This window comes from bacterium (genome assembly GCA_035454885.1).
GTDB lineage: Bacteria > UBA10199 > UBA10199 > JACPAL01.
This window is the reverse complement of sequence record DATIGE010000006.1, coordinates 1-17908: the sequence shown is the minus strand read 5'-3', so window position 1 is coordinate 17908 and position 17908 is coordinate 1. Positions and strand designations below refer to the sequence as shown.

The 17908-nt window shown below is 63.7% G+C and carries 13 protein-coding genes; 12 read left to right on the top strand and 1 reads right to left on the bottom strand.

The features are described 5' to 3' along the window. Position 1 precedes the first annotated feature (1 nt). Positions 2-4729 carry a choice-of-anchor D domain-containing protein gene (locus VLJ37_01635; protein ID HSA58370.1) on the bottom strand — a complete coding sequence of 1576 codons (4728 nt, stop codon included), beginning with the start codon at positions 4727-4729 and terminating at the stop codon, positions 2-4. A 173-nt stretch (positions 4730-4902) separates the two neighbouring features. Here VLJ37_01635 and grpE point away from each other — a divergent pair, with 173 nt between their 5' ends. From grpE to VLJ37_01575, 12 genes are read left to right on the top strand one after another with little or no spacing between them, the layout of a single operon-like run. Next, on the top strand, positions 4903-5463 hold the full coding sequence (gene grpE / locus VLJ37_01630; GenBank protein HSA58369.1) for a nucleotide exchange factor GrpE: 561 nt from the start codon (positions 4903-4905) through the stop codon (positions 5461-5463). Next, complete coding sequence (locus VLJ37_01625) at positions 5460-7442, top strand: penicillin-binding protein activator (protein HSA58368.1); 1983 nt, start codon at positions 5460-5462, stop codon at positions 7440-7442. The genes grpE and VLJ37_01625 overlap by 4 nt, the downstream gene beginning before the upstream one ends. Position 7443: 1 nt before the next feature. Continuing rightward, positions 7444-8400, top strand: a complete 957-nt coding sequence (gene thiL, locus VLJ37_01620; protein HSA58367.1) for a thiamine-phosphate kinase — start codon at positions 7444-7446, stop codon at positions 8398-8400. Positions 8401-8415: 15 nt separating this feature from the next. Beyond that, positions 8416-9399 (top strand): hemolysin family protein, encoded by a 984-nt coding sequence (locus tag VLJ37_01615; GenBank protein ID HSA58366.1) that lies wholly within the window; start codon positions 8416-8418, stop codon positions 9397-9399. Between the two features lie 8 nt (positions 9400-9407). Next, positions 9408-10637: a hemolysin family protein gene (locus VLJ37_01610; protein HSA58365.1), complete on the top strand. Its 1230-nt coding sequence runs from the start codon at positions 9408-9410 to the stop codon at positions 10635-10637. Further along, complete coding sequence (gene larB / locus VLJ37_01605; protein ID HSA58364.1) at positions 10634-11299, top strand: nickel pincer cofactor biosynthesis protein LarB; 666 nt, start codon at positions 10634-10636, stop codon at positions 11297-11299. Before VLJ37_01610 ends, larB begins: the two co-directional genes overlap by 4 nt. Beyond that, positions 11292-11744 (top strand): nickel insertion protein, encoded by a 453-nt coding sequence (larC, locus tag VLJ37_01600; GenBank protein HSA58363.1) that lies wholly within the window; start codon positions 11292-11294, stop codon positions 11742-11744. The genes larB and larC overlap by 8 nt, the downstream gene beginning before the upstream one ends. 2 nt (positions 11745-11746) lie before the next feature. Further along, positions 11747-12886, top strand: a complete 1140-nt coding sequence (locus VLJ37_01595; GenBank protein HSA58362.1) for a class I SAM-dependent RNA methyltransferase — start codon at positions 11747-11749, stop codon at positions 12884-12886. Positions 12887-12898: 12 nt separating this feature from the next. Next, the gene (locus tag VLJ37_01590) at positions 12899-13936 is read left to right on the top strand and encodes an L-erythro-3,5-diaminohexanoate dehydrogenase (GenBank protein HSA58361.1); all 1038 of its coding nucleotides are present in this window, start codon (positions 12899-12901) and stop codon (positions 13934-13936) included. A gap of 27 nt (positions 13937-13963) precedes the next feature. Beyond that, a complete protein-coding gene (locus tag VLJ37_01585) occupies positions 13964-15202 on the top strand; it encodes a KamA family radical SAM protein (GenBank protein HSA58360.1) in 1239 nt (412 codons plus the stop codon). Between the two features lie 12 nt (positions 15203-15214). After that, the gene (locus VLJ37_01580) at positions 15215-16966 is read left to right on the top strand and encodes a lysine 5,6-aminomutase subunit alpha (GenBank protein HSA58359.1); all 1752 of its coding nucleotides are present in this window, start codon (positions 15215-15217) and stop codon (positions 16964-16966) included. Beyond that, entirely contained in the window at positions 16963-17826 is an 864-nt protein-coding gene (locus tag VLJ37_01575) for an OAM dimerization domain-containing protein (protein ID HSA58358.1), read from the top strand. The genes VLJ37_01580 and VLJ37_01575 overlap by 4 nt, the downstream gene beginning before the upstream one ends. The last annotated feature ends 82 nt before the right edge of the window (positions 17827-17908 follow it).

Here is a 17908-nt window from a genome sequence, read left to right as displayed (position 1 = left end):
ATCAAAATCCCCCTCCAAGCAGGCTGCATCCGCCGGCGGAGCTGCCTGCTCCGGGAGAGAGGTCCGGCGAGAATGAAACGTCCCCGGTTCCGTCGTCTGCTTGGGGCAGGAGGCTCGCGCCGGCGCCGTTGTCGTTCCAAGCCGACTTGGGGCGGTTGGTCGTTCCCTTCAGAACGATGCGGGAGAGCGCTCCGGCCGCGGTGTCGCTCCGCACGTAGAGGTTGGACGCGTACACGGCCTCTTCCGCGGGCCGGAAGGTCAGATGAATGTCGAGCGATTGTCCGGGTTCCAAGGTGGCCGTGGTGGGGTCGGCCGAAAACGCGGTCCGGCTTGTTTCCATCCCCTTGATGGTCAGCGTTTCTTTTCCGCCGTTGGTGATCGTGAAAGCGGCGGCGGCTCGTTCCCCCACCGCGACCGTGCCAAAATCGATTTCCTTTGTCGAGAGAATTAGGGATGGAAACGCAACGTTCTTGACGACGGCGGTCACGCGATCCGTCGCCGTGTTTCCGTCGGCATCCGTCACCTCCACTTCGAATTGGAGGGATTTGTCCGATGCGACGGAAGGGGCCGTGAACGTCGCCTGCGCGGTGTTCGCGCCGCCGAGGGCGACCGGCGGCCCGGATACCTGGGTCCACGAGTAGCTCAAGACGTCGCCCTCGTCCGGATCGGAGGATGTTGAGGCATCCAGGGTGATGGATGATTTTTCATCCACCGTCTGATCCGGACCGGCGTCCGCGCGCGGTGCGTGCGCGCCGTCGGCGACGAGTACGGAGACCGTGGCGACGGTTTCGTCGCCATTGGAATCGGCGGCCAGGGCCGTGATCCGATGGGGGCCGGCCGTGAGATTGGCCGTCAGGGGATTGCCGAAGCCCAAGTCTCCCGCCGTGTCGGATGTCCAATGGATCGATGATCCCGTCAGGACGCCGTCCTCCAGATCGCTGGCTTCGACGCTTAAGACGACCGCCGCTCCCGCGAGGACCGTCTCACCGTCGGCGGGCGACAAAATCGTCAGTTGGGGAGGTTTGCCGCCGACCGCGAACGGGGGCGAATCGGCGGACGTCGTGAGAAAACCGTCGCTTGCGATCACGCGGACGAAGGCCTCTTTGCCTCCGGGGAGGCGCGAGGCGTCGTAGGCGATCGAGACGTCGGTCAGATCAACTCCCAACACGCGGAAGCTCGCGCCGCCGTCGGCGCTATAGAGGACCGAGTAGGTGAGCGCGTCGCCGTCCTCGTCCGATGCGTTCCATGCGGCGGCAAGGACGCCATCCATCAACTCGCCGCCCGTGGGAGAGGTGACCGTGACGGCGGGGGCGTGGGCGGACCGCCGGCGCTCGGTGAGAACGTCGTCCCCGTTTAGAAGCTGGACGCCGCCCAAGCCGTCGAGCTCGGGGACCACGAGCGAGAACGCGAGGCCGCCCGGGCCCGGCTGGTCGGCATCCTCCAGGGCGGAGGCCTGCCCCGACCGGAGGGGATAGTCCATCAGGGCGGCCCCGGCCGCGTCGATCAGGCGGAGCGTGTAGGGCGTCGAGCCGGCGGCGCCGTCGTCCGGGAGGTCCGGTATGGAAGACGACGAGTAGAGAGGAGACATGCCGGCGGAGCCGTCCGACGTGATCTGGCCCGCGATGAGGAGCGACGGCCGGCTTTCCGTCGCCGCGCAGCTCTTGAGGTTGCCGCAGCCGCGGCTGTTGCTGGGGTCGGCCGCGCGGCTCCGGAGCCTCTGAAAGAGGTATTGATAGCGCTGCGGGTGGATCCATCGGGACTGGCCGGAGTTCTGCCGGTAGGCCATGACGTCGATGGCGCCGGAGGACGAGCAGGACTTGGTGATCTTTCCGACGCAGCCGGCGGGGACGCTTTGGTTCGCGCAGTCGGTGAAGCCGGAGCCGTCGCCGCAGGTGACCGCGACGCATTGGCTGGTGTGACAGCCTTCCTGAACGGCCCCCGTGCAGTCCGTGTAGGTGAGCCCGTTGTCGCAGGTCACGTCCGCGCAGCAGGAACCGTAGGCCGACCACGCGATGGGGGCGACCGTCCGGAGCGAATCGGCGTCGAAGCCGACCTCCGTGATGGCGCTGAATTGGATGGCGTGGCCGTCGTCGTAGTTCTCGCCGTCCAAGGTCGCGAAACAACGGTCTCCGCTCCCGCCGTAGCGTTCCACGTAATGCGTGTGGCAGAGGCCGTAGGTGTGGCCCATCTCGTGGGCGAACGTCTCCTGGCCGACCACCGGCGACGCGAGACCGCCTCCGTAGGCGACGCGTCCGGGAATGTCCTCCGCGCGCCCGCCGTTGAAACTCTCCGGAAGCCAGCCGTAGACGCGGTCCGGCACGGGCTGGTTGCCTAGGTGGGCGGCGAAGAAGAGGGCCTGGAACCACTTGTCATTCCCCCAGCCTTCGCGCAGCGCGATGGGATTGCGGCGGACGTAAGTCAGGCCCGAGACCGGAAAGATTTTTTTTAGGAGATTCGCCCCCTCGGCCATGCGCGTCTCATTGGGCAGGGCGTAGAGGACATGGTTGCTGCCGTCCACGAACGTGAGGGGAAAGTAATGCACGACGGGCTTGTAGTTCTCGTAGAGGGACAGCTCCTCGGAGACGACGTTATTGCCGTAAGCGGACTCCATCAATCGTTCCACGCGTCCCCCCGCGGCGGGGTTGATGTCCGCGCGGAAGGTCCACCGGTCGGACTCCGTTCCCTTCACGAAAGATTCGGGCACCGCGAAGTTGAGCGTCGCGTCGGAGACCTTGCGGTCGGGGGACGGGACCACGGAGATCGGGCCGTTCTGGGAGGCCAGTGGCGAGCCCGGCACCTCCGATCCGTTTTTCAGGACGTGCAGGACGCCGTCGACACGACGGATGGTATTGGAGGTGTTCGCGACGCCTCGGATCGTCGATGCGACGAACGTCCGCACGACCGTCCTCTTGCCCGCGAGGAGAGGGAGACTGTTGTCCGGGTCCTGGATGCCCTGTGTGATCTCCAGGCGGTCGGCGGCGAGGTCCAGGGACGAGACGGCCGTGGCCTTGAGAGCGAGAGCGGCCGACGGTTGAAAAAAGTCGTTGGAGGCGATCGTCCAGCCGGCAGAGTGAGATCCCTCTGCGGCGGGCGCGTAGCGAGCGTAGAACGTCGCCGTGGACTGAGGGGCCACCGTGAGCGGCAATCCCTGGGCCGAAAGGAGGCTGAGCGACGTCGTCGCGCCCGCGATCGTCAGGGGCTCGTTTCCGGTGTTGGTGGCGTGGAGGCGGAACAACCCCACGTCTCCCGCGTAGAGTGTTCCCAGGTCGATCTGCGAGCCGGCGAGCGCGCCGTCCAACGGCGTCACGCTCATCACGGGCGAGACACCCCGGCCGGCCACGTCGATCTTCATCGATGGCAAGCCGAGGTCATTGCTTGAGACCGTCAGCTGGCCGTTCAAGACCTCGTTCGGGAGAGTCGTGGCGCTTAAAGATGTCGGAGTGTACCGGGCCTCGAAGCTTTGGGTTGCGCCCGCCGCGATCGAGGCGGAGGAGGGGACCACGGTGAGGCGGGACGAGGGCGCGGAGATGCCGGAGATCGTCAGCGTCGAGAGGCCCTTGTTCCGGATGGAGAAGGTGCGCGTCTTGGTCGCGCCCAGATGCGAATCGCCGAAATCGATGCTGAGCAGAGACGGGTCCAGGTTGGAATTGACGGCAATGCCGGAGAGATCGACTTGGAGATTCGCGTTCAACGGATCGTTCGTGCTGAAGCTGAGTTTGCCCGATTTGGATCCGCTCCCTGAGGGCGCGAACGTGACCCCGATGACGGCGGATTCGCCGGCGGCGAGCGAAACGTCCGCCGGCGGCGTGACGATGAATCCCCCGTTCACGCCGAAATTGCTCAGGTTGAGGATGAACGGGTCGCCGCACGAGGTGCAGGCCAGATTGGTGACACGAACGAACTTCGTCAGGCTCTCGCCGGCCGGAATCGTCCCGAAGTCGAGGCTGTCTGTGGAAATCCCGAGGTACTGTTGAACCCCGTTGCCGGTCAGGGCGATGGCCAACGCTGGGGCGTCCGGGTCGTTGCTCGAGACGTTCAAGACGCCCGACGCCGGCCCCGGGGAGGCGGGCAGAAACGAAACAAAGAAGGTGTAGTTGGATCCGGGCGCGACCGAGAAGGAACTGGAGGAGACGCCGAAGGGCGACGCGGTCGAGAGCGTGCCGAGAAGTTGGGCGGATCCCTCGTTCTGGATGAAGATCCCCTTGGACTTGGCGACGCCGATCTCCGTGTTACCGAAATCCCAGCTGGTCACGCTGATGTTCAGGTTGGATTGCCCGACGAATCCGGCGCCGACCAGATTCGCCGCAAAGGTCTGCGGGCCGGCCGAAAATGAGGCCGTGAGGTCCGCCGTATGGATGCCCTCGGCGCCCGTCGGATGGTAAGTGACCTGAACGGTCTTCGACTGTTCCTCGGAGAGGGTGAAGGACGTCGAGTCCACGGTAAACGGCGAGCCGGCCGGCAGCGAGAGCGTTACGGAGGCGCTGGCCGGATTGGTGCACCGGCAAACGCAGAGGCTGCCCTCGTAGTAGCGTTGGCTGTGGTAAGTGACGGTGAGCCCCATTGACTTGGAGCCGTTGATGGGGACCGCTCCGAAATCCAGTCCCGGCGGACTGAACTCCAACGCGGGGTGCACCGGCTCGACGCAAAGAAATGCATCGGCGTCACCGGCCATGAAGGCGGTAACCGCCGTCATGATGAGCAGAAAAAGGATCGCCCATGTCTTCTTCATACTCGCCTCCTTGGGGCTTGTGATATTCGGTTGTCGTTGATCTCTTGCCCCGGTCTTCGAAGAGGCCTGAGGCAGGTTGCTAATTAGTTGCCGCTGCGGCGCGTCACTTCAAATCTCCTGTTGCCCTTGTCAGAGGTCTTTATCTATATTTCACCGCCCCTTAAAAAAACTTTATGAACGAAGACGTCAGCAAGAAAAAATCCGAAGAGGGTGTGGAAGACGAGATCACGCAGACCGTCCCCGAAGACGATGTGGACGGGGCCAAAAGCGCCCTCGAGGCCAAGGTGAAGGAGCTGGAGGGGAAGTACCTCCGCACGTACGCCGACTTCGAGAATTACCGGAAACGCGTGGCCAAGGAGAAGGAGGAGGTCCGCCAGGCGACGAGCGAGCACCTGCTCCGGGAACTCCTGGATGTGAAGGATCATCTGGAGCTCGCGCTTTCGCACTCGAACGAGACGCAGGCCTCTCCGGAGTTCAAGACGCTCCGCGACGGCGTTCAACTGACGCTCAAGCATCTCCAACATTTTTTGAAAAAGTGCGGCGTGGAAGAGGTCCGGGCCCTCGGGGAGCCGTTCAATCCCGCCTTTCACGAGGCCATTCAGCAGGAGGAGAGTCTGGAATACGCGCCCGGATCGGTCGTGCGCGTCTACCAAAAAGGCTATCTCCTGAACGGCCGCCTTCTGCGTGCCGCCCGCGTGACGGTCGCCTCCGCCTCCTCCAAGGAGAAAACGTGAACCGTCAGGCCCGCGTCTTGCCGGTGTGCATGATGCTTGCCGTCTTCCTGTGGGTCTCCGGATGCGCGACCGGCGGCGGGGGTGGAAAGCCCGGCGCGTCCGGCTTGAGCCGGCTCACGAAGACGCCCGAGATGGAGAAAAGTTTCCAGGAGGCGGAAAAACTCTATCTCGCCCGAAAGGTCGACGAGGCCAAGACGGCCTTCGCGGCGTACATCGACCAATTCCCCTACAACGCCCTCACGCCGAAGGCCCACTTTCGCCTCGGCGAGATCGCCTTCACCGAAAAGGACTATCCGGGGGCGATCGCCCGTTACAAGAAGTCGCGCGAGCGGGGAGTCCATCCCGAGTGGGGCGCGTACGCGATCTACAAGCAGGCGGTGGCGCACTCCTACCTCGAGGAGCCGGCGAAGGTGTTCGACGCGCTGGACCGGATCCCGCCGCAGAACACAGACCGGCGGGTGGCCGTCCGCGCGGCCTCCTTGCGCGTGACGACGGCCAAGAAGGCCGGCGATGCCTTTCAGGAAAAACAGGGCTACTTGGAGGCGATTGATGCCTACGAGGGGCTCCAGCCTGGCGAATCTAAGGTGGGCGACCTCAATTGGGTCGTGGGCCAGAAGACGGCGAGGGATGAGCTGCGCGCGTGGATCGCGTCCGATACGGACGAGGGTGATCTCGGCAATCCGTCCAAATTGAAAGGGCTTTGGAAACGCTTCGAGGGCAAGACGTCCGGAGGTTACCTGGCGTGGAAGCTCGCCCGTCTTTATGACCAAAAGGGCGACTACGCCCGCGCGGGCGTGTGGGCTTTAGCGTACGCACAGGGCGACCCCAAGGGTGAGTTCATGGCCGATGCCCGGGCTCTGTTGGCCGAGCTGGAGAAGCGCGGGCAGGGGGTGGGGCCCCTCCCCCCCGAAGATCGTCGCGGCGCCGTGGGCGTCCTGTTGCCGCTCACCGGAAAGTACGCCGTCTACGGCGAGTCGGTCCTGCACGGGCTCGAATGCGGGGCCGGCGTGTTCGCCCCATGTCGGGGGGACTTGAGGCTGAACCTGATCGTTCGCGACACCCAGGGCGACCCGAAGGTTTCGGCCAAAATCATCTCCGAGTTTGCGGCCGATCCGGCCGTCCGGTTGGTGATCGGCCCGCTCGCACAGGTGGAAGTGGATCAGGCCGCCGCCGCCGCCGAGTCGGCGCAAATGCCGCTGGTCACCCTTTCGCAGAAGGCGGATGTCGCCCGGCAGGGGCTCTACGTCTTCCGCAACTTTCTCACCGTGGCCGACCAGGTCGCGAGCCTCGTGGATTACGCCTGCGGAGCCAAGAAATACAAAAAATACGCCATCCTTTACCCGGACGGGCCGGCGGGCCAGGAGTACAAGAGGGCGTTCGAGGAGGAAGTGAGCCGTTGCGGCGGAAAGTTGGTGGCCCAGGCGTCTTATCCCCCGGAGTCCCGCAATTTCAGCGACGCCTTGAGGACGCTCAAGTCGTCCAGCCCGGAACAGTCGCCGGACGCCCCCGTCGCGTTCGAGGCCCTGTTCGTCCCCGACGTCTACCGCAAGATCCCGGATGTCGTCGCCGCCATGAAGATCACGGGCATCGAAGGCATCAAGCTCCTCGGAGGCGCCGGCTGGGACCATCCGGGCCTCTTGAACGCCGGCGCCGAGGCCCTCGAAGGCGCCGTGTACGTGAACGGATTCTACGCCAAGAGTTCGAGCTTCGGCGTCCGCGACTTCGTCGCGACCTTCCAGGGCGCCTACGGCTTCGAACCGACGATCCTGGAGGCCTACGCCTACGACACGATGAGGCTCGCGGGCGAAGTGTTGCGCGACAATCCGTCCGCGGACCGTTCGGCCCTGCAGGCGGCCCTCTCCAAGAAGCGGAACTTCGCCGGGGTCACCGGCAGCATTTCCTTCGACAATGAAGGCGACGCGCGCCGGCGCCTCTCGATCCTGACCGTTCAACAGGGTGAAATCCGGGAAGTGCCGTGAGATGCCTCTCAATGAATTCCAGCTCATCAGCCGGCTAACGTCAAAGTTGCCGAAAGGGCGCTGTGTCGCCGTCGGTCCCGGGGACGACGCGGCGGCCGTCCGTGTCGGAGACAGAACCATTCTGCTGACGACCGACCTTCTGATCGAAGGCGTTCATTTCCGCCGCGATTTTATGACCCCCGAGGACATCGGCTTCAAGGCCATGCGCGTGAACCTCTCGGACGTCGCCGCCATGGGAGGGAGTCCGCGATTCGCCCTCGTGTCGTTGGGATTGCCCCGCGCAACCCGTGGCCGGTACGCGGAGCGGCTCTTTGACGGGCTCAGACTCGCCGGGGACGGCACCGGCGTCTCCATCGTGGGGGGAGACACCAACGCCTCCAAGCAACTCATTGTGAACGTCGCCCTGATCGGGGAGGCCGGACCGCGTGTCCTGCTCCGGAGCGGCGCGCGCGCCGGAGACCGTCTTTACGTGACGGGCGCGCTCGGAGGTTCGGCGCTCGGTTTGGCCGCGCTGAAAAAGGGAAGACGGGGCTTCGGCGCGTTCATCGCGCGGCATCGGAGGCCGCCGCTCCGCATTACGGTCGGGTCGGCCCTCGCGAGGACGCCCGGCGTCACCGCCCTGATGGACCTCTCGGACGGATTGGCGGGCGACTTGCCTCATCTCCTCGAGGCTTCGGGGGTCGGGGCGGAGGTGAACGTCGGCGCGATCCCAACGGTCCGGGGTCTGGCGGCCGCCGCCCGCCGGCTGGGGGAAGACCCGCTAGCATTGGCCTTGAACGGAGGCGAGGATTACGAGCTCCTGTTCGCCGCATCCCCCCGCGTCAAAATCCCGAAGAAAATCAGTGGAATTCCCATCACGAACCTCGGTATCATCACCCCCAAGTCCCGCGGCTTGCGCTGGGTTCGGAGCGACGGGACCGTCCTCACGGGGGACTTTTCCGGCTTCCGGCACTTTTGACATCAAGTCATCACGATGAGCGTTCTCATCCTCATATTGTTTCTGGCGATGTCGGCCGCCTTCTCCGGCTTCGAGACGGCCCTCTTTTCGCTCAGCCCCATGCAGCGCTTCCGCCTCAAGGAGTCGGGGGGTGTCGCGACGCTGATCCACCGGGTCCTCGAAAAACCGCGCGAGCTCCTGACGACGCTCCTTTTCGGAAACGAGTTGGTCAACGTGGCCATCTCCATCATCGCCGGCAGCCTTGCCTACGACGTCCTCACGCGCATGCCGGTGCGGTCGGCCTTTCTCGTCTCCACGGCGGTGACGACCGTCGTGATCCTCATTTTCGGGGAGATACTGCCCAAAAATTTCTCGATCCGCATTCCGGTGCTGGCGGCGCAGGTTTTGGTGGTGCCGTACCTGCTCTTTGCCTGGGTGGTTTATCCCTTCCGGATCGTTTTCACCAAGATCGCTGACGGGATCGTAAGACTCTTCGGCGGCGATCCCAAGAAAGGCCGGCGCTTGATCGTCGAGGAAGAGCTCCGAAGCCTTCTCGAACACGGCAAGCAGGAGGGGACGCTGGCGGACTTGGAGCGGACGCTCATTCAGAACGCCCTCGATTTTTCCGCGCACAAACTCTTCAAGGTGATGACCCAGAGGGAACAGATCGTCGCGATCGAGGCGGGGGCGACGCTGGATGCGATCCTGCGGGTCATCCGCGAGAAGAGGTTTTCCCGGATCCCCGTCTATGAGAAGAACCTGAACCAGATCATCGGCGTCCTCTACGCCAAGGAGCTCCTTCGGTACCGTCATGACGGCCGGGACGCGGAGGTCTTTTCCCTGCGGGACATCCTCAAGCCCCACATGGAGGTGTCTCCGGACGAGACGCTCGACCATGTTTTCCAAAAATTCCAGCATTACCGCGTGCACATGGGTGTCGTGAAGGACCGCATGCAGAAGGTCATCGGCCTGGTGACGATGGACGATCTCTTGAAAAGATTTTTCCCGCAGACGTGGTGACGATTTCTATGACTTGGACCGCTCTCATCCTTTGGACCGCCGCCTGCCTCGCCCTCGAAGGGTTCTTCGCCGGGTCGGAGTTGGCGTTCGTCTCCGCGGACAAGCTCAAGCTCGCGCATCGCGCCGCGAAGGGGCACAAGGGGGCGAAGATCGCCCTTTCGCTCGCGCGACGTCCCGCCTGGCTCTTCAGCACGACGCTGCTTGGCCAGAACCTCTTCATCGTCGCCAATTCGACGCTCATCACCTTCTTTATCTTCGACCGTTTCGGCGTGGATTACGAGTTCTTCGGCCTCGCGCTTTCGCCGCTCGTCCTCATCTTCGGCGAGGCGGTGCCCAAGAGCCTCTTTCAGCAGTGGGCGGACCGCCTGACGCCCCTGGTCGCGCCGGTGGTTTACGTCTTCTCTTTCGTCTGCTGGCCGATCGTCTGGCCTCTTTCGAGGCTGACCCTCTGGCTGCTGGGAGGCGTCCAGGGGAGTCTCATGCACGGCCACGAGGTCACCCGCGACTCACTCGAATTCCTCCTGAAAGAGTCGGAGGCGCCGCGGGAGCTTTCGCCCGTCTTCAAGAAGAGCCTTCTCAAGATACTGACCTTCGCCAAGAAGGAGACGCACGAGATCATGACGCCATTGATCGAGGTCTTCAGCCTGCGCGACTCGACGAGCGTGGGTGAGGCGGTGGAGATTTGCCGTGAAGAGGGCTACTCGTCCTTCCCCGTCTTTCAGAAGAGGGCGTACAACATCATCGGGGTCCTGAATTTTCAGTCCCTCCTTTTCGCGAAGGACGACCGCGCGCCGGTGACCGCCCTCATGGAATCCCCCGTCTACGTGCCGCCGCAGATGGGCGTGCAGGACCTGTTCCGGATTTTTCAAGAGAGGAACACGAAGTTCGCCGTCGTCGTGGACGAATTCGGGGGCGCCGTGGGCATCGTGACCCTCGAGGACATCGTCGAAGCCGTGCTCGGCCAAATCCAAGACGAGTACGACGACGAGCGCCTCCACGGAAAACAGGTCGGCCCCTCGCAATACCTCTTCGAAGGGCGGATTCCGGTGGACGAGATCAACGAAAGATTCCGCTGGAGCCTGCCCAAGGGCAACTACGAGACCCTGGCCGGATTCTTGCTCACGCAGTTCAAGAAATTCCCGCAGACGGGCGATGTCTTCCACTTCGGTAATTTGACTTTCCTCATCAAGACCGCTACGGATCGGTCGATCGACGAAGTGCTCGTCGAGATCGAATGAATCCGGATTTGACACAATTCGCCCGCATCGACGATCTGCGCGAGGCCCGCACGGGCGTCCCCGAGATTGTTTGGGGGGAGAACAAGACCCTCGATCAGTTGGTGCCGATCGTCCGCAGAATGACGGAAAAGCAGACGTTGGTCCTCGTCTCCCGCATTGACGGGGAAAAGGGCGGCCGGCTGATGCGCGAGTTTCCGTCGGGGAATTATCATCCGGAGGCCCGGATGTTTTCCCTCCGGCTTCGACCGAGAGAAAAGACGGACACCAAGGGGATGATGCTCATCTTGGCCGCCGGAACGTCCGACATCCCGGTTGCCGAAGAGGTCTTCGTGACGGCCTCGCTCCTGGGAAGCCGGGTGGAGCGCATTTACGACGTAGGCATCGCGGGCATCCATCGCCTGTTCGCGCAGATGGATCGCATTCGGGAGGCTTCCGTCCTGGTCGTGGTCGCCGGCATGGAAGGCGCCTTGCCCTCGGTGGTCGCGGGCCTGGTCGGCAAGCCCATTGTCGCCGTGCCGACCTCGATCGGTTACGGCACGGGCCTGGGCGGGGTGGCGGCCCTGCTGGCCATGCTTAACGGCTGCGCGCCCGGCGTGACGGTCGTGAATATCGATAACGGAGTCGGTGCGGCGGTTGCCGCGCACTTGATCAATCGTGTCTGATTTCAAATCCCGCAAACTGATCGTCCTCGAATCCAACCTGGACGACATGAATCCCGAGTGGTGCGAGATCCTCATGGACCGCCTTTTTGACGCGGGGGCACTGGACGTCTGGTTCCAGCCGATCGTCATGAAAAAGAACAGGCCGGCCTTTCTCGCAGGGGCGTTGGCGGAGCCCAAGCGGAGAGACGTTTTACTCCATGTTTTTTTCGAGGAAACGACGACCCTGGGCGTTCGCGTGACGGAAGCCGAACGCTTCGAGTTGGCCCGAGAATTGAAAAGGGTTCGAACGCCGTACGGGGAGGCCGTCGTGAAGGTGGGCCGCGATGCCCATGGCCGCGTCCTGAATGCTTCTCCCGAGCATGAATCCTGCAAGACCCTCGCCAAAAAGAAGGGCGTCCCGCTGAAAAAGGTCTACCAAGCGGCCCTCAAGTCCTTCAAAATGTAGTCATGGCCGAGAAAGAAATTCTCATTGAAAGCCTGGCCTTCGGAGGCGAGGGCGTGGGCCGCGACGACGGCAAGGTGGTTTTCGTGCCGGGAACGGTGCCCGGCGAACGCGTGCGGGTCCGCGTCCTTTCCGACCACGGCAAATACGAGCGCGCCGAGCTGGCGGGCGTGATCGAGCCCTCGCCGGACCGGGCGGCGCCGCCCTGCGAGGTCTTCGGCTCCTGCGGAGGCTGCCAATGGCAACACGTCGCTTACGAGGCCCAGTTGCGGTGGAAGCAGAGAATTCTCTTCGAAACCCTCGTGCGCGTCGGCCGCGTCGCCGAGCCCAACGTCCTGCCCATCTTGGGGGCTCCCCATCCGTGGCACTACCGCAGCCGCATCCAGCTTCAGGTCGACGCCGGCGGAGCGATCGGTTTTCACGCCCCGAAAACGCATTCGGTCGTGACCTTCGGCGAATGCAAGATCGCGGATTCCCGGCTGAACGCCAAGTTGGAGGAGCTCAAACGCGCGTCTTCCATCGGAGCCGGGGAGTTGGAACTGTCCCTGAACGGAACGTCCGAGGTCCACGTCCGGGAGAGATCGGCCGGACCGGCCGTCTTCTCGCAGGTCAACCGCGCTCAGAACGAAAAACTCGTCGAGGTCGTGATGGACTTCGCCTTCGGGAAGGCGGAAGCGGCCTTCACGCGCAAGAAAAAAGTCGTCGAGCTTTACGCCGGGTCCGGGAACTTGAGCTTCCCCCTCGCGGAAAGGGCCGGGGCGGTCCACTGCGTGGAGGAAAGCGCGGAAGCCGTGAACCGCGCCGAGACGCTGATGAACGAACGAGGGGTCGCAAACATGCATTGGATCGCCGGGCACGCCGAATGGGGATTGAAGAAGCTCTACCGCAGGAAGATCGTGCCCGACCTCTTGGTCCTGGACCCGCCGCGCCGCGGGGCCAAGGAGATCTTGGACTTGGTCTGCGTCATGAAGCCGCGGCAGGTCGTCTACGTGTCCTGCGACCCCGTGACGCTTGCGCGCGACCTCAACCTGCTCACGCGCCGGCACTACAGGCTCGAAAAGGTCCAGCCGATCGACATGTTTCCGCAGACCTACCACATCGAGTCGGTCTCTCTGCTTTCGCTGCGCTCCGAATCAAAGGTGTGATAACATAGAACGATGCGCTCCGGCGGAGACCATTACGGCATCCACCGCGTTTTGGCGCCGCCCGGCGCGTTCCCCCAGGCCGCCGAGAGATTGGACGTCTCCCTTCCGATCTATGCCGATGAAATCCTGATCCGTGTCGACCGCCTGAATCTCGATTCCGCGAGTTTCCGCCAGCTGAAGGACGCGGCGCATGGGGACCTGAGGGCGATGGCGCGCGAGATCCATCAGATCGTCCGGTCGCGCGGCAAGATGCACAACCCGGCGACGAACTCGGGAGGGACCTTGCTCGGGTCCGTCGAGGAGGTGGGGCCCTTAGCCGAAAAGAAGGGCTTCCGGAAGGGGGAACGGATCGCGACCCTCGTGTCCCTGACCCTGACCCCGCTCCACTTGGACGGGGTCGAAGGGATCGACCTGGACAAAGAACAGGTCTCCGTCCAGGGACACGCGATCCTTTTCGAATCGGGGATCGCCCACCGGCTCCCGCCGGATTTTCCGGAGCCGCTCGCGCTGGCTGTCTTTGATGTCTGCGGGGCCCCGGCCTGGATTCCGCAGTTGGTGAAGGTGGGGGAGACCGTCGTCGTGTTCGGGGCCGGGAAGGCCGGCGTACTGGCCGCCGCCGAGGCCCGAAAAAAGACGGGCAAGGGAGGCCACGTCTTCCTCCTGGAGAAGGACGCCGCGGCCGTCGCGGCGGCCCGGCGACTGACGTTCGCCGACGCCGTCTTGGAAGCGGATCTCCTGGATGCGCGTCAAACCCTCAGGCTCGTTTCGCAGGCCACGGGCGCCCGCATGGCGGACCTGGTGGTCAACTGCGTCAACGTTCCGGGCACCGAAATGGCGACGATCCTGGCCGCGAAACGGTCGGGGGCCGCGCTTTTCTTCAACATGGCGACGAGGTTCCAAGCCGCGGTCCTGGGGGCCGAAGGGATCGGGCACGAGACGCGACTCATCATGGGGAACGGCTACTATCCGGGACACGCGGACCTGGCGTTAAACCTCGTTCGCGAGTTCCCGGACCTTCGCGAGTGGTTTGAGGCGAGGTTTGGCGCGTGATAGACTTGAGGCGAAGGCAGGCCCGTCATGACGCACAACGGCGAGTATTGGAGAAAATATCTTCCATGGAAGGACGTGACCCCGGATCAGTGGAACAGCGGGGAGTGGCAGTATCACAACCTGATCCGGAGCGTCGAGGAGCTGGCGCACATACTCCCTCTGACCTTGGAGGAGGTCGACGCGGGAAGGGCGACGGCGGAGGAGTATAAATTTTCGACGACGCCTTACTACGCGAGCCTTATCGATCCCAACAACCCCGAGTGCCCCATCCGCCTCCAGACGATCCCGAGCTTCAGCGAGATGAAGCGAGCGCCGGCGGACATGCGCGATCCGCTCGGGGAAGACGAGAACAGCCCGGTGCCCGGGCTCGTCCACCGGTATCCCGACCGCGTCCTCTGGCTCATCACCACGTCCTGCGCCATGTACTGCCGCTTCTGCACGCGGCGGCGGATCGTCCTCGCCAAGGGGCACAGGACCGAACGCGAGCTCGACATGACAATGGAGTATCTGAGGGCGCACCCGGAGGTCCGGGACGTTATCGTCTCCGGCGGCGATTCCCTCTTCGTCGGAGACAAATACCTCGAAGGCTGCCTCCAAAGGCTGCGCCAGATTCCGACGATCGAGATCATCCGCGTCGCCTCGCGCATCCCCGTCGTCTGCCCCATGAGAATCACGGAGGACCTGGCGGTCATGCTCCGCAAGTACGCCCCCCTCTACTTCATGACGCACTTCAACCACCCCTATGAGCTGACCCCGGAGGCGAAAAGGTCTTGTGCCACCCTGGTCGACCATGGTATTCCGGTTCACAACCAGACGGTATTATTGAGGAAAATAAACAGTGACCCGGTCATTTTACGAAGTTTGTTTCACGAGCTTTTGAAGAACAGGGTCAAGCCGTATTACTTGTATCAATGCGATCTCTCGGAGGGGATCGAGCATTTCCGGACTCCGGTGCAGAAGGGGATCGAGATCATCGAGAGCCTCCGGGGGCACACCTCGGGGCTGGCGGTCCCCGAGTTCGTCATCGACGCGCCGGGCGGCGGGGGCAAGGTGCCCATCATGCCGCAGTACCTGATCACCGAGTCGGACAAGCGGGTGGTCGTCCGGAACTACCGGGGATTTTTGTCCTCCTACACGCAGCCGGAAGAGACCGACTGCGCGTGCTCGACCGCCGATGAGATCCGGAAAAGGTACCCCCACCTGGAGGCCGAGGGACCCGAGAGGCTTCTCCAGGGGCGTGCCGTGGGCATCGAGCCCAAAAACTAGAGGATTTCGTTCGTGTCAAAACTGAATCTCGACCGCGACAAGGTCGAAAGCTGCCGAATCGCCGCGCGGAAGATCGCGCTGCAGATCCAAAACGTCGTCGACCACCACACCACCGTCTCCGTCGAACGGGCCACGCTCCGTTTGATCGGCATCGAAGAGCCCTACAAGGGGAGGCCGCTGGTCAACGTCGTCGTCGATACCCTCCCCAAGGACAAGCTGGCGATGGGCGTCCTGCATTGGTTAGGGCGGGCGATGGCTCACCACCGGAGCTCTCCGATCAGCCTCTGCCTCAAGGCGGCGGAGGGAAAACTCAAGTGGGACGATCTGCCCGAGGCGGATTTCGACGCCATCCGGCGCGCTACCGAGCCGCTCGCCCGGACCGCCGTCCGCAAGCTCGAGGACTCGTCCGAACGCAAGCGGAAGACCCGCGAATCCATGGGCGGGCGCGAGCCGAGGCCCCTCAAGTATTTGATCGTCGCGACCGGCAACATCCACGAGGACGTCGAGCAGGCGCGGGCCGCGGTGACGGGAGGGGCCGATTGCATCGCCGTCATCCGGAGCACCGCCCAGAGCCTCTTGGACCACGTCCCTTACGGGGCGACAACCGAAGGCTTCGGTGGGACCTACGCGACGCAGGAGAACTTCCGCATCATGCGGAAGGCCCTCGACGAGGCGGGCCGTAAGGCGGGACGTTACATCCGTCTCGTGAATTACTCCTCCGGCCTCTGCATGCCGGAGATCGCCGTCCTGGGCGCGTTGGAAGGGCTCGATTATCTCCTGAACGACAGCATGTACGGCATCCTCTTCCGCGACATCAACATGAAGCGGACGTTCACGGACCAGTATTTTTCGCGCCTCGTGATCGCGCACGCGGGGATCATCATCAATACGGGCGAGGACAACTACCTCACGACCGCGGAGTCGTTCCGCGCCTTTCCCCAGGTGCTCGCCTCGCAGTTCATCAACGAACAGCTGGGCCTGGCGGCGAACCTCCGCGAGCAGCAATTGGGGTTGGGGCACGCCTTCGAGATGGACCCGGAGATCGAAGACAGCTTCCTCCACGAGATCGCCCAGGCGGAGATGGTCCGGGAGATCTTTCCCCACCATCCCATCAAGTACATGCCGCCCACGCGGCACATGACGGGCGACATTTTCTTCGGCCACGTCCTCGATAGCATGTTCAACCTGGTGGGCGTGATGACCCATCAGGAGATCCAACTCTTGGGCATGCCCACGGAGGCGATCCACAATCCGCTCCTTCAAGACAGGTTCTTGAGCCTCAAGGCGGCCAACTACATCTTCAAGGCGGCGCGAGATCTGGGTGACGAGATCTCGTGGAGCCCGAACGGCAAGGTGATCCGGCGGGCCCGTTCCGTCCTCGAGGACGCCTACCGTCTCCTGCAAAAGGTGGAAAAGATGGGTCTCATGAACGCGATCGCCGAGGGCCTTTTCGCCAACATGGAGCGCGCGATCGACGGCGGCCGGGGCCTGGACGGCGTCGTCAAGAAAGACCGGCATTATTGGAATCCGGTTCTGAAGCTTCTGGAACGGAAACCCGAATTCCAGGAACATCCGTTTCTCGCCGTCCATCCGCAGGACCGCAGGCAGCGCCCGGAGCGCATGGACGACCGGCGCGGTCGAGGACGGGGCGGCGGCCGCCGCAGGCGGAGGGGTGGAAGGGGAGGCGGGCGTCCCGAGAACCGACAGGGCCGCGAGGGCGGCGTCCCGCCGTCGACGCCTCCGCCTGAAGGGACTCCGACATGAAATCGGAAAAGGTCGAGCGAAAGGACAAGAATCGAGTCAAACCTTACGGCGACCATTGGGACGACGGGAAGATGCAGCTCTCCTTCACGCTTCCCGTTCCGGCGGGGGAATTGGCGAAGGAGGCCGCCCGTCTCTACCTGGAAAGACTCGGCTTCCTTCATCCCCAAGTTTGCTCGATGGAGCCCATGGGCGAGGAATTCAGCTTTTTCGTCGCCTACGGGTCCGCCGCGCCGCACGTCGATCTCACGAAAATCACGCTGCACAAGCCCGCCTTTCCCGTCCTGCCCGCCGAGGAGCTGACGGCGCTGGCGCAGAAGGAGATCCGGCGGAAGATCGTCGTGATCGGCGCCACGACGGGGAGTGACGCGCATACGGTCGGCATCGACGCGATCCTGTCGATCAAGGGGATTTCAGGCGACAAGGGCCTCGAGTCTTATCCCTTCTTCAAGGTGGTGAACCTGCGAGCCCAGGTGGATAATCAACACCTCGTGGACAAGGCCGTCGAGCTCAAGGCCGACGCGATCCTCGTTTCCAAGATGGTCACCCAGCAGGACCAGCACCTCGAGGACTTGAAGGCCCTCTCCAGGATGGTGCGGGACGAGGCGCGCCTGACGCCCCACTTGGTGAAAATCGCGGGCGGGCCGCGCATCGACCACCGGATCGCCCGGTCCGTGGGATTCGACGCCGGCTTCGGTCCGGGCACCAAGCCCTCGGAGGTGGCCAATTTCATCGTGCATGAGATCATCCGCAAGACTTCGGGTACGCCCGCGCCTCGGCTGGAAGGCCACGGTGCGCCGGAAACTCGGCCCAAAAGACGCTCACTATTCGGGTGGTTTGGTGGCCGGGGCCAAGATTCTTGAGTTTTTCGGCGACGCGGCGACCGCCCTTTGCCTGCGCGAAACGAGGGGGCTGAACGAGGGCCTCTTTCGCGCCTACGAGAGC

What these genes read in the sequence shown, in the direction of transcription:
- VLJ37_01595 (HSA58362.1), top strand. Translation starts at nt 11,747, where the DNA reads ATGGCCGAGAAAGAAATTCTCATTGAAAGCCTGGCCTTCGGAGGCGAG.
- VLJ37_01585 (HSA58360.1), top strand. Translation starts at nt 13,964, where the DNA reads ATGACGCACAACGGCGAGTATTGGAGAAAATATCTTCCATGGAAGGAC.
- VLJ37_01590 (HSA58361.1), top strand. Translation starts at nt 12,899, where the DNA reads ATGCGCTCCGGCGGAGACCATTACGGCATCCACCGCGTTTTGGCGCCG.
- larB (HSA58364.1), top strand. Translation starts at nt 10,634, where the DNA reads ATGAATCCGGATTTGACACAATTCGCCCGCATCGACGATCTGCGCGAG.
- VLJ37_01615 (HSA58366.1), top strand. Translation starts at nt 8,416, where the DNA reads ATGAGCGTTCTCATCCTCATATTGTTTCTGGCGATGTCGGCCGCCTTC.
- grpE (HSA58369.1), top strand. Translation starts at nt 4,903, where the DNA reads ATGAACGAAGACGTCAGCAAGAAAAAATCCGAAGAGGGTGTGGAAGAC.
- VLJ37_01575 (HSA58358.1), top strand. Translation starts at nt 16,963, where the DNA reads ATGAAATCGGAAAAGGTCGAGCGAAAGGACAAGAATCGAGTCAAACCT.
- VLJ37_01635 (HSA58370.1), bottom strand. Translation starts at nt 4,729, where the DNA reads ATGAAGAAGACATGGGCGATCCTTTTTCTGCTCATCATGACGGCGGTT.
- VLJ37_01610 (HSA58365.1), top strand. Translation starts at nt 9,408, where the DNA reads ATGACTTGGACCGCTCTCATCCTTTGGACCGCCGCCTGCCTCGCCCTC.
- thiL (HSA58367.1), top strand. Translation starts at nt 7,444, where the DNA reads ATGCCTCTCAATGAATTCCAGCTCATCAGCCGGCTAACGTCAAAGTTG.